9 protein-coding genes and 1 tRNA gene are annotated in these 11947 nt (G+C 51.2%); 3 read left to right on the top strand and 7 right to left on the bottom strand.

Annotated features, from left to right (window positions below):
- Positions 1–261 precede the first annotated feature (261 nt).
- From IE055_RS05055 to IE055_RS05040, 4 genes are all read right to left on the bottom strand, one after another.
- A complete protein-coding gene (locus tag IE055_RS05055) occupies positions 262–1374 on the bottom strand; it encodes an NAD(P)/FAD-dependent oxidoreductase (RefSeq protein ID WP_189398883.1) in 1113 nt (370 codons plus the stop codon).
- 110 nt (positions 1375–1484) lie between these two features.
- Positions 1485–1928 carry an acyl-CoA thioesterase gene (locus tag IE055_RS05050; RefSeq protein ID WP_189398882.1) on the bottom strand — a complete coding sequence of 148 codons (444 nt, stop codon included), beginning with the start codon at positions 1926–1928 and terminating at the stop codon, positions 1485–1487.
- The gene (locus IE055_RS05045; protein WP_189398881.1) at positions 1909–3351 is read right to left on the bottom strand and encodes an MFS transporter; all 1443 of its coding nucleotides are present in this window, start codon (positions 3349–3351) and stop codon (positions 1909–1911) included. Before IE055_RS05045 ends, IE055_RS05050 begins: the two co-directional genes overlap by 20 nt.
- A complete protein-coding gene (locus IE055_RS05040) occupies positions 3348–4367 on the bottom strand; it encodes a tRNA dihydrouridine synthase (RefSeq protein WP_189398880.1) in 1020 nt (339 codons plus the stop codon). Before IE055_RS05040 ends, IE055_RS05045 begins: the two co-directional genes overlap by 4 nt.
- A 156-nt stretch (positions 4368–4523) precedes the next feature.
- Here IE055_RS05040 and IE055_RS05035 point away from each other — a divergent pair, with 156 nt between their 5' ends.
- Positions 4524–5750, top strand: a complete 1227-nt coding sequence (locus tag IE055_RS05035; RefSeq protein WP_189398879.1) for an acyl-CoA dehydrogenase family protein — start codon at positions 4524–4526, stop codon at positions 5748–5750.
- Here the strand turns inward: IE055_RS05035 and IE055_RS05030 are convergent.
- Together IE055_RS05030 and IE055_RS05025 are read right to left on the bottom strand one after the other, a co-directional pair.
- Positions 5747–6622 (bottom strand): hypothetical protein, encoded by an 876-nt coding sequence (locus IE055_RS05030; RefSeq protein WP_189398878.1) that lies wholly within the window; start codon positions 6620–6622, stop codon positions 5747–5749. The genes IE055_RS05035 and IE055_RS05030 overlap by 4 nt on opposite strands.
- Positions 6623–6703: 81 nt before the next feature.
- Entirely contained in the window at positions 6704–8134 is a 1431-nt protein-coding gene (locus IE055_RS05025; protein WP_189398877.1) for a transglycosylase SLT domain-containing protein, read from the bottom strand.
- A gap of 175 nt (positions 8135–8309) precedes the next feature.
- Here IE055_RS05025 and IE055_RS05020 point away from each other — a divergent pair.
- A tRNA-Ser gene (locus IE055_RS05020) sits at positions 8310–8400 on the top strand.
- Positions 8401–8595: 195 nt separating this feature from the next.
- Positions 8596–9351 carry a DUF4846 domain-containing protein gene (locus IE055_RS05015; protein ID WP_229794137.1) on the top strand — a complete coding sequence of 252 codons (756 nt, stop codon included), beginning with the start codon at positions 8596–8598 and terminating at the stop codon, positions 9349–9351.
- Between the two features lie 100 nt (positions 9352–9451).
- Here the strand turns inward: IE055_RS05015 and IE055_RS05010 are convergent, their stop codons facing one another.
- Entirely contained in the window at positions 9452–11767 is a 2316-nt protein-coding gene (locus IE055_RS05010) for a TonB-dependent receptor (protein WP_189398875.1), read from the bottom strand.
- Positions 11768–11947 lie beyond the last annotated feature (180 nt).

Genomic DNA, 11947 nt, shown 5'->3' with positions numbered 1-11947 from the left:
ATTCCCTTACATATAAATAAACAATTATGCCTTCCGGGGCGTGTAACCCTGATTCAATATTCAGTTAGAGACCACTTGGTGAGTCAAGCGCGCTCCATTTCCAACCAAAGTAGTAAGATATTCTAAACAATTGTTAATGTCAAAGGCAGGTTAATTTACTTCAAGTTATTTATTTATCTATTTGATTTTATTGACTATAAATTCATCAATACTCACGCACAGTTGGGCACTACTCGACCATTCAAGCATGAAAAAGCATTCTTATGGAGCGAGCCCCTTTGAGAATAAAATCTCGCCCCATGCCCGCTTGGAAAACAGGCCGCGGTTGTGGAAGAATATTAATTGCGCTGCGCGCTGGAATGCGGTGTTGTTGATGACGTGGTTGCTTATGTGATCCGAGAACGACACCAGATTCGCTATTCTGCGCAGTTGACGCTTAACGGGATACGTTTTGACCAGTGCGCGAATCTGCTCTTGCGGGAGTGGTAGATCGTGCCGTAGATGCATGGCGATGGCAGCGCCAAGTTGCTGCCCTACTTCGATGCTGGGATGGATTCCGCCTGCGGTGAGCGGCGACACCATACCGGCGGCGTCACCGAGCAGACAGGCATTGTCTCTGGCCCAGGGATGCACCACACCACCACAGGGAATATAGCCGCCGCGTCCGCTTAGCATCTTGGCGTTCGGATCAAACCGCTGCTTCAGAAGCTCAAAAAATGCGCGTAGGCGTACTCGATGACCGGGCTTAACCGCGATGCCTAACTGCGCACTGTGAACGCCCTTAAATAGCCAACCAATATAGCCCGGCGCGTACTCATTACTGATAAATACATGCAACATGTCGTCCGGCAGGTCATGGAAACCATCGACTTCGTATTCCGCGCCACTTAGCATCACTTTGTTGGTGCCGAGGCCGAGTGCGCGGGCCACCGTGGAGTTAGCACCATCTGCCGCGACGAGATACCGTGCAGCAGTATCCTGCTCTGGCAAGACAACACGATCCGCATACTGGACCACATTTTGCACCTGCTCCGAAGCGGAAATAATCGCGCCAGCCTGTTGCGCTTGCTCTGCCATCCAAGTCAAAAGCTTAGGCGTATCGGTGGCGATGAACTCATAGCCCGGTGATTTAAGGTCGACGTAGTTTAAATTTGGTGCGTACAAACGTACGCCGGTGATACGCCGGATCAAGCGTTCGGGCAAAGCCATTTGCTCGGCGATTTCCTGCACGAATAGACCGGTGCTTTGAGTGTACGCGCCGGGCGCGACCTTGCGCTCAAACACCTGCGTGGCTAATCCATTATGCGCCGCTTCACGTGCACACGAGAGACCGGCAAAGCTGCCACCGACAATTGCTAAATCACACTGTTCCATTCCACACTCCGAGTTAAGGTTGACTCGGTCAGTGTAGAGTTAGATGCTGCGCTTATGCGTTGCCCCACACAATGCACATCGAAATGTCATATGCGGGCGCTGTGTGAGCTTTAAATTTGAATCGGAATATAGTTATCGCGGAATTCGGCGGGCATTCTGGCGGGCTTACCGGACTGAATGTCGATACACACGTAATCGACTTCCGCGGTAACCAGTGTTGCCGCATCGGTTTTGCGCACAATCTGGAATTGCCGGGTTATACGCAGCTTGCGATCGTTGCGCAGAACCCAAGCTCCGACCAACAGCTGCTCGCCCTCAAACGCCGCCGCCAGATAGGTGGCGCGGCTCTCTCGCACCGCCATACCATGACCAAAGCTAACCGCGTGTTCACAGTCAATTCCGGCCGCGAGTGAATGTGCTCTGGCGCAGTCATCAACCCAACGCAGGTACACTGAATTATTGACGTGTTGATAGCTGTCGATCGCGTCGGCTCCGACGGTAACAGGCAGAATAAATGGATCAGAATAGAGCCAGTCAGGGTTTGGGTTTGTCATGATGTTTACGTGTATTGAGACCAGAATATAAGCCTTGTGTGTATCCCCAAACCACCAATGCCAGAGCCAACGACACCAGCACAGTCGAAATTATAAAGTAACTATGCAACATTTGGGTTAATGCCGGGTATAAGGCCGGCACGATCTCCTGCTTGCCCAAATACTGACTCATCAAAAATGACACTAGGCCAACGCCAACAAAACCGCCCATGGTACGCAACCCATTAAGTGTGGCTGAGGCGCTACCCAAATCTTCGGCAGCAACCGAATTCAGTGCGGCATTTATAATTTGCGTGTCCATTACGCCGACCGAGAGCCCGACCAAACTAAGCCCCAGCAACACTACCCAAACGCTCTGATCCGCATCCAGCGCATTAAAACACGCGATACCCAGCACCATGGACGAGGTGCCGAACAGCAACAATTGGTGGACTTTAAACCGTTCACTCAGCCAACCAGAAGCAGGTGCGATCAAGGCGGTCATCAAGGCTTGCGATAACAAAATCCAGCCCGTAGTCAGCGCGTCGATGCCAAGCAGGTACTGAAGATACAAGGTCAGTGTAAATGCCAACGCTAGAATTGCACTGTAGACCAAAAAATAGGTCGATCCCATGACCGTGAATACCGCATTGTGGCGAAACAACGCGACTTGTAGTAAGGGGTCGCGACGATGCGACTGAAACCAGCAAAACCCGATAAATGCCAATAGACCAATCAGTAGGGTCAACCGTCCGATCAATTCATCCATCTTAAACACAGAGACTGCGATCAAGCTCAAGGACAGCACGTATAGGCTGGTGTCGAGTCCGCGCAATCTCGTTTGCCGATTACCGTAACGTTCCCAATCGAGCCCAAACAAACCAACGAGACCGGTTATCAATAACAATATGCCCGGAATTAGGAATACCCAGTGCCAACTGGCGACCGCCAATACCATACCGCCGAAGGGGGGACCGACGACAATCCCTAAGTACGCCACCGCAATATAGATACCCATCACGCGCGCTTTGTGCGCAGGCGGAGGAATGCGGTTCACTAACGCGAGAGCACTCGCAAAAATCAGCGCGCCGCCAACGCCCTGCAAGCATCGCGCGGCAATCAATAATACCGCCGAATTCGCACCAGCACCTAGCATGCAAGCTAACCCGGAAATAATAGTGCCGCAGGCGTACACGCGGCGCCGACCATATTTATCAGACAGTTTACCTGCGGGCAGCACCGTACAGGCGCTGCACAACACGTGGCCAAGCGTTAGTAAACTGACCGCCTCGGCATTCAGGGCCAAATCCACCGCCATGCTCGGAATTGCCAAGGTGGTTGAATGCATCAACAACGGGGCTAAAAAAGACCCAGCCAGGATAACGATCAACGACAATCCAATGCGGGTAATTTCCTCTTCCTGCGGTGGCGCCAGTGATGTCATGGTTTTACCAGTTCCATGGCATGCGGTTCGGGACCTGTTTTCACTGTCGCGTAGCCAGTTGTCTTCGATTCTGCGGCGAAGGCGTCGAACTCGGCCAACACCTCATCAGCGAATCGCAAACGTTTAATTCGATGAAACAGCTCACCAGCCTGAGGATATCGGCGCAATAAAAATCCCAGCCATTGTTTGGCGCGACCACCAACAAAATACTTATGCCGCTTTTGGGTAGAATTTAAATAATCGGTGATTCGACTTTGCAGCCCAAACCAATCGAACTCCTCAAACCCCTGCCCTAAATCATACGCCCGTAACTGTGCTGCCAACTGCGGAAAACGCAATACGCCGCGCCCGAGCATCACACCAGTACAACCACTGACCGCGCGCGCCTGCAATGCATCTTCGACAGACCAGATTTCACCATTGATGGTAATTGGCAAGCAGTGCGTTCGTTGGACAGGCTTAACCAGATGCCAGTATGCAGGCGGTTTGTAGCGGTCTTCCCGCGTACGCGCATGAATGCAGAGTTCGTTTGCGCCGGCGACGGCAATATTATGCGCGATTTCCAGCAGGTGATCGGCATTGCTGAAGCCGAGCCGAATTTTAGCTGTCACGGGTATGGACGGGTCAACAGCGTCTCTAACCGCTTTAACAATATCGAACACGCGCTGTGGCTCTCGAAGCAATATCGAGCCACCATCGCTGCGATTTACGGTTTTGGATGGACAACCAAAATTTAAATCAATGCCCGCCGGCTCGAGTTTCGCCACGCGTTGCGCATTGAAGGCCATGGCACGAGGATTGCCGCCCAAAAGTTGCAAATACACGGGTACGCCCGACGGTGTCACACCACCCTGCTCGAGCTCCGGTGCATACCGCAGAAACACTTTGGCTGGAAGTCGTTGCTCAGTGACTCGAACAAACTCCGTAACGCAGCGATCGAAACCACCCAGACTGGTTAACAACGCACGCATCTCGGCATCAATGACGCCCTCCATCGGCGCGAGAATGGTCTGCATTACTTGTTCTCTTGGGTTCACTCGGTCGCTGATTGTAACGGCATTGCTAAGCTTACGATAGCCTGGAGCAAATAGCCCACATCAAATGGACCGAATATCGTAGAATTGGTGGCAGAATATAATTAGACAAAGTAACCAATAACCAAAGGAATCCGTATGACTATGAACTTAGGGGTCACCGAACGACTGCAACCCATTTTAGACAAAGTAACTAAGCTGATTCAGGAAGAAGTGCTGGACGCCGACATCGAATTTCATCGTGAAGTTGGCAAAGACGGCAATCGCTTCGCCATGACTCAACGTCAGTATGAAATTTTAGAGGGCTTGCAGGCCAAAGCCCGTGAACAAGGTTTGTGGAACTTTTGGCTAACCGATTCGAAGCGCGGCTACGGACTGTCGACGGTCGAGTACGCGTATTTGGCAGAACAAATGGGCTGGTGTGTGTTAGGTCCTCAGGTGTTCAATTGCTCAGCGCCAGACACCGGCAATATGGAAGTCCTGGAGCGATATGGCTCAGAAGATCATAAAAAACAATGGCTTGAACCACTTCTTGAAAGTAAAATACGATCCGCATATTTAATGACTGAGCCCGATGTCGCGTCATCCGATGCAACTAATCTCAAGTTCAGTGCCGTGCGTGATGGCGACGACTGGGTGTTCAACGGCGAGAAGTACTGGTCTTCGGGCGCTGGCGATGAGCGCTGCAAAGTGTACATTCTGATGGCTAAGACGGCCGTCGACGAAGCACCACGACACGCGCAACATTCAATGTTTGTGGTTCCAGCAGACGCGCCCGGTATCAAGATTCTGCGCGCCATGACTGTATTTGGTCATGACGATGCACCACACGGTCATATGCACATTCGATTCGAGAATGTTCGAGTCCCAGCCTCTGCACTGCTCTTGGGTGAAGGACGCGGTTTTGAAGTGAGTCAAGGTCGCTTAGGCCCAGGACGTATCCACCACTGCATGCGTGCGATTGGTCAGGCCGAGCGTGCCTTGAAACTGATGTGTGAACGCGCCACCAGCCGTACTGCCTTTGGCCGCCCGCTGGCGAAGCTAGGCGCGAACTACGACATCATTGCGGATTGTCGAATTGGTATCGAGCAAGCGCGACTGCTCTGCCTAAAAGCCGCCTGGATGATGGATCAGGGTGACCCGCATGCAGCAGCGCCATACATATCACAAATCAAAGTAGTAGCACCAAACATGGCCTTGAAGGTGATTGACGAAGCCATGCAAATGTTTGGCGGCACAGGGGTCTCGCAAGACACGCCGTTGGCGGATATGTACGCGCAGATGCGTACTCTGCGCTTCGCGGATGGTCCAGATTCAGTCCATCGAATGCAAGTTGCCCGTAAGGAACTTGCCGGTTACCGCTAGTACGGCGCAGGTTTACGACGTGTTACGCCGAGCGCCTCGCTTTGGTGCTCGACGTACGCATAGGCTGCCTTCCAATCCTCAGCGAAATACTCACGTACGGCGTCTGCATGCGCCTGATTAATCAGCGGTTCTTGATTTAGCCAAGAGTCCGGCGCGAAGCGAATTAGGCGCATCAGCAGACCCGATACACGGACCATAATTTTTTCTTTCATACGCCGACCAAAGGTATAGTCGTCAATCCCGATGCCCGTTAAACGTGCATGTGACTCCGTTGGCGACAAATACTTTTCCGACATCTGACGTCGCAGGCGTAACTGCTTGTCACTGTATGATTTGTGCACGGCGCGGTGGCTGAGTTTGGATTTGTCCACGCCGCAATCCAACGCCGTACACAGAGTGTCGATGTAGAAATCAGGGTCAGCGATGTAATCTTCAAAGATTAGGACAATCGGCTTTTGACCAGTCACTTTTTCCACATGCTCAAACAGACGCATGTAGGTGAAATCTTCCAGTTTTCGCACACCATTATTGTTTTCTAAATCCAGAAACTGTTCAAATCGGAAGGTCTGACCATTTTTAACATACAGTCGATAGGTTGATGCCGCCAACACATCATGACGACGCAACGAAATTATTATTCGGCTGCCAAATATTTCATGAACGCGCTCAACCCGATCAAAGATAAACTCCCCTGCTTCGCGCGACATTAAAATTTTGTCGGCCTTAAATCGGCGCTTCTCGCGCTCCCGAACGCGAAAATTGTTGCGTGGAATGTATTGCAAGCCAGTGAGCGCCGGAAACACAGTTTTTTGCAAAAACGTTGACGCTGCGCGCGCATAACCAATATGGAAAAAAGTTTCTGGTGCCGACATAGTCCTAAGTTACCGCACAATTTCTGGATTGAAAGCGCGCGATTATAGCGGCTGCGCCCTTACGGATACAGTGTTTGGGGATCATTTCTGTGCTCGTAAATTGCCGATCTCTGCGACACCCGGTTCGAGGGGCGTATCTTCGCGCTGATGCAAATCATAAAACCGCATAATGTCGGTGAAGATTTGGACCCGCTCAACATAACGCTTAGCCTGCACGCCTTTTGAGTAGGGTTCATCGTACAGAGTCGGAAGCATGTCGCTGATGGTCCGCCATTGCGTGTAATCCTTGCCATCGCGCTTGGCCTTTTGGTAAGCATAACGAATGTGTTTCCAGCCAATATTGTATGCACCAACAGCAAACCATGTGCGCTCTGGCTCCTTGATTTCCTTAGGTAATTTAGCCTTGAGCAGGTATAAATAACGGGCTGCAGCATCAATACTTTGAGTCATATCGAGCCGATCTTCGACTCCCAGGTATTCGGCGGTTTGGGTTGTGAGTTGCATAATGCCCCGCACACCCGTGGGCGACGTCGCATCGTTGGACCAACGAGATTCTTGATAGGCCATCGCAGCCAGTAGATGCCAATCGGTTTTACCGCGCCGCGCGGCTTTGCGAAAGGCGAATTCGAAGTCGGGCAAGGCAGATTCAATTTTACGATGTATCGCCAACACATCGTACGTCGAGAGCCGATTCGGTGCTTTGAAATAATCATTCGCCAGTGTCGCTGGCAGCCCTTCATCCAATGCTGCTTGTAGAAACCCGTTGACGCGATTCAACAAGGCCGTATCGACACGTTTAGGCAAGGCCCAGACCACGCCAACTTTCTCTGGCAAAATAAAACTACGGTTTAAGTACGGCATGTAGTGTTTAGCATTTAGGGCGCGATAATTGGTACTCAGCACAAACTGCTCTTTGCCCTTGTCTACCGCGGTAAATAAATCGTATTCGGAGCGGTGATCGTCCACCAAGTTAAGCCCGGCAAGCTCATCGAGCTGATAATAACGTGCACCAGCTAGGATCTTCGCATTCTGCAAGTCCTGTAGATTTTTAGGACGTTGAGTGCCCCGCTTGTAGACAACCGTAGTTTTAGCCTGGTACCACGGAATAGTCGGTTGACTAACTCGGTGAACAAACGGTGACTCGAGAATACCTCCAACGGCAATGTCTGCAATACCACTGTCGAGCAAGGTGAACAGCTCACCATACGGCACCACATCCAACTGTAATTCGACACCAAGGTCTTCCGCCAGCCGTGCCAACAATTCATACTCAAAGCCGTAATGCTGGCGATTGAACATAAACTGCGAATCGGGTTCGTCGGCAATAAGCACTCGCAGCTCTCCACTCGCGAGGACTTGATCCAACGACTGGGACTGTGGACGCAAATAATATTGCACCGCCGCGAGCGTGATTAACCCTAAAATCAGTATTAGCTCTACATGACGGAATAAAAAGCGTACTGCACTCGCCAGCAGTCGATACATTTGAGGGATTACGAGATGAATACGCATGATGCGCAGAATAGCGATTCGCGCCTTACCTCGCAATAAGCAATTGAACCTCACCGCAAACTAGTTTATCCTCCGCATCGTTCTGACTAACGGCCAAACACAGACAGTCAGAACCAACGAAACCGCCAGGTTTCGGTTCAGCTTAGACAACACAAAAGCTGACGGCATTGCAATCGGAGAGGTGGCAGAGTGGTCGAATGCGCACGCCTGGAAAGTGTGTATACGTTTATAGCGTATCGGGGGTTCGAATCCCCCTCTCTCCGCCAGCCCACTATACTATCTCGCAATCCAACGACAACGCATCTGATCAGACACTTTACCGAGCGGTAATGGTTCAGTAGTGCGCAGCAGACTCTCTGCTATAGTGCAGCACAACGCTGCTAGACTCGTCTGTGACTAACGGAGTGTCTAAGTGAAAGTAAGTGAAAGGAAAATTCAACATCGCCCTCCCCTGATACGCTATGTTCAGTCTCAAACACACCTTGGTACTCCTATTGTTCTGGTTTTGCGCCAACCCAATGACTAGTCATGCCGCGAAGCGCATCGGGGACATTTCGCCGCCTGATGGGTATACGCGAACAGAAAACGCTGCTCAGAGCTATCAAGCTTTCTTACGCGGCCTACCGCTCAAACAGACTAAGCAAGTTGCATTGTGGACTGGTGCGTTCCTACCCGAAGACTATTACGACTCAGTTGCGGTCCTTGATCTGCCATTGCTATTTGATGCTGACTTAGAACAGTGCGCCGACTTCAGCATGCGGCTTTGGGCAGATTACCTAAACAGTGTGAATGCATTAGACCAACTTGCACTCTATGATTATCACGGCAACCCCAGACCATTTGCCAACGCAGACAAAGACTTTACCGCGTATTTACGATGGCATATGGCGTATTCAAACTCGTACTCAATTAAAGCTGGTGCAGAAAAGGTGCGCTCGCTCTCCGAGCTAAGGGCGGGCGATATGTTTGTGCAAAATAATAGCGGTGGCATTGGCCATGTATCGGTGGTGGTTGATCAGGCAACAAGTCTGCTGGGCGAGCACGCGTACCTGGTTGGCTATAGTTATATGCCAGCGCAGCAATTCCATATTGAAGACGCAAGTAACCGTGATGGGCTCGGCGCTTGGTTTACTGCAGAGGGTTATAAGCAGTACGCACAAACTGTATTTGGGCACTTTGGCGCACCGGAGGTTATGCGCTTTCAAACACGTCGCTAGGCGACAGGCCATGATGCATTATCCTGCGCACATCCTTGTGCGCCGCCATAAAAAAGCCCCGCGTGTGCGAGGCTTTTGGTGAGTATCGAAGCGCGCTGAATTAGAACTCGGCCTTGAATGAGACGCCAAAATACCGCTCTGCATCGCGCGGAATTTGGTAGCGGAAATTGTCCCCGCTGTAGGTCGTCACATAGGACTCATCGCCTAGATTTTTACCAATCAATGTCAGCACGTATCGCCCCTCGTTAAATGAGAAGGCCACGCTGGCATTCAAAATGTCATAACCAGGCAAGACCGCGGCGGGGTTAACCGTACCGTTGTTGCCAGGCAGATCAGACACTTGTTCGTCCATATGAACGAACGAGCCATTGAGAATGACGTCAAACGATGACATCGGCAGCACGTAGTTCGCACTCAAGGTGTACTTTAAGTCAGGTGAAAATGGCACATCCAGGCCACTTCGATCCGTACAGCTACCCGCCGCCGCATCGCGCGGGCAATTAAATCGGTCAATCTCTGCGTCCACCGAAGCAAAGCCACCCGAAATTTGCAAGTTGTCAGTAGCTTGCCACAGTAAATCGAGCTCGATGCCTTGGGTTGAAACGTCGCCTGCATTCGTCAACCGCGTGATGGTGACACCGCTGGAGTCGTCAAAGTTATTGGCTTGAAACCCTTCGATGTCGGTTTTGAATAAGGTCAGGTTGGCAAACAAAGAATCGGTAGTCAGTTTGTACCCCAACTCATACGCGTCCGACGTTTCCGCACCAATCGGTAAGGTGTCGGTCTCGGCCATATTATAAAAAGTGTTAAAGGCCGGGCCCTTGTAGCCTTGTGAGTAGGTTGCGTACAGCATACCACTGTCCGACACATCCCATTGCAAACCAATCTTTCCTGACGTATTGGTCTCGCTGGTTGAATTTGAAAAGTCAGTGTTATTGCCGGCCCCACGTACACCAACACCGCGTCGGCCAAATGGGTCGTCATTGGTTCGTCGATGGTTAAAGGACACTTCGTCATCGGTGTAACGCAAGCCTAATATCAAATTAAGCGTGTCACTGAGACGCAAATTACCCTGTCCGAAAACCGCAAAGTTCTCGAACTTGGTATCAAATACGGCTGTGGCTGCAACGATATCGTTGGCTAAGCACGTTAAGCCAGGGTTCGCCTCCAAGATTGGGTCATTATTTGGGTGCACTTGGCAACTGGCGTCGCGTCTGAAGCTACGGTCAGACTCCAAATTCCAGTAGAACAAACCGGCTTGCCATGAAAACCGTTCACCGGCTGGCGAGGTAATGCGCAATTCCTGCGAAAACTGTTCCCAGCTTTGAATACCCAGGTCATGAAGCTGGAAGAAGGTGTTCGAAAAGTCCACCGGTTGTGCAACGTCACCAGCATTGGAAGTGAAGTCGCCTTCACGGACTTCAGTGTTATCCCACTCGCGGCCCGCGGTGATTGAGGTCAGTACATAATCACCAATATCCGCATCGATTTGCACCGACAACGCTGAATGGTCGTCTTGCGTACTGGTTTCCAGATCATGATCAATTAAACGTTGAGATAAGTCGATATCGGCAACACCATTGACAATGCCCGCACTGTTAGGAGCGGCAGGCGATGCTGGGTTACGGCCACTCGGCAAACCCTCTAAGTCCGCACAACAATTATCCTCAGCGCTGTAATCCTCGGCAATGACCAAAACGTCGACCGAGTCAGACACATCCCATTCAAGCATACCTCGGAAACCAGTGCGATCGTATCCGTTGGTGTCTTGGCCTGTGAACGTGTTGGTAATGTAACCATCGAAACTGCCATCAAACACCGTCAAGCTGGCTCGCGCAGATTCCGACAACGGCCCAGATATGCGACCTTTCAGACGGGTTTCATTGCCTTCGAAAACAGAGACATCCACACTGCCAGTCAATTCTTCGCTGGGCCGTTTGGTGGTCATATTCACCACGCCAGCGGACGCATTCTTACCAAATAAGGTGCCTTGTGGCCCGCGCAAGACCTCTAGCCTCTCCAGATCATATAGATCGGTGAAAGCCTGCCCAGAGCGCGCAAGTACCACGCCGTCGACGACGGTAGAGACACTTGGCTCAGCGGCGGTACTAAAAGAGATGGTGCCGATCCCTCGGATAACCACTGTCGAGTTGCGGTTGGTATTCCCCTTTCGGACAGATACCGAAGGTATTAGCTGCTGCAAACCCTCGAAGCCCACCGCGTGCGCGGCGTCAATTTTATCTGAGTTTAGTACGGACACTGCGATTGGCACATCGGAGACTCTTTCTTCTCGTTTTTGTGCGGTCACCACGATTTCTTCTAACACGGTCTGCGCGTGTGCAACGGGCATGGATAATCCGGCCGCGACAGTGCCCGACAAAATAAGCCTCGGGATTGCTTTTAACCTTGTATTCATTATTTTTCTCCTCTCAGTGGTTATTGTCAGAGCGACGCTGCTCTAACTGAGTATTGGGCCTCTGATCAACACGGTATGAGTCGCGTTACGCCAAACTTACGCTGAGTTGCGCGTGTCAGATTACACCAATCAAACCAGTCTACCCCAACACTGGTTTATTTTACAATAGATATCTTATAT

This window comes from Arenicella chitinivorans (genome assembly GCF_014651515.1).
In the GTDB taxonomy this organism is placed as follows: Bacteria; Pseudomonadota; Gammaproteobacteria; order Arenicellales; family Arenicellaceae; genus Arenicella; species Arenicella chitinivorans.
Note: the sequence above shows the minus strand (reverse complement) of the source record. Positions and strands in the feature narration are given on the sequence as shown.

Bases quoted from the DNA above. Each gene is read 5' to 3' on its own strand.
- IE055_RS05035 (WP_189398879.1), top strand. From the start codon at position 4,524: ATGACTATGAACTTAGGGGTCACCGAACGACTGCAACCCATTTTAGAC.
- IE055_RS05050 (WP_189398882.1), bottom strand. From the start codon at position 1,928: ATGACAAACCCAAACCCTGACTGGCTCTATTCTGATCCATTTATTCTG.
- IE055_RS05015 (WP_229794137.1), top strand. From the start codon at position 8,596: ATGTTCAGTCTCAAACACACCTTGGTACTCCTATTGTTCTGGTTTTGC.
- IE055_RS05010 (WP_189398875.1), bottom strand. From the start codon at position 11,767: ATGAATACAAGGTTAAAAGCAATCCCGAGGCTTATTTTGTCGGGCACT.
- IE055_RS05055 (WP_189398883.1), bottom strand. From the start codon at position 1,374: ATGGAACAGTGTGATTTAGCAATTGTCGGTGGCAGCTTTGCCGGTCTC.
- IE055_RS05030 (WP_189398878.1), bottom strand. From the start codon at position 6,622: ATGTCGGCACCAGAAACTTTTTTCCATATTGGTTATGCGCGCGCAGCG.
- IE055_RS05040 (WP_189398880.1), bottom strand. From the start codon at position 4,367: ATGCAGACCATTCTCGCGCCGATGGAGGGCGTCATTGATGCCGAGATG.
- IE055_RS05045 (WP_189398881.1), bottom strand. From the start codon at position 3,351: ATGACATCACTGGCGCCACCGCAGGAAGAGGAAATTACCCGCATTGGA.
- IE055_RS05025 (WP_189398877.1), bottom strand. From the start codon at position 8,134: ATGCGTATTCATCTCGTAATCCCTCAAATGTATCGACTGCTGGCGAGT.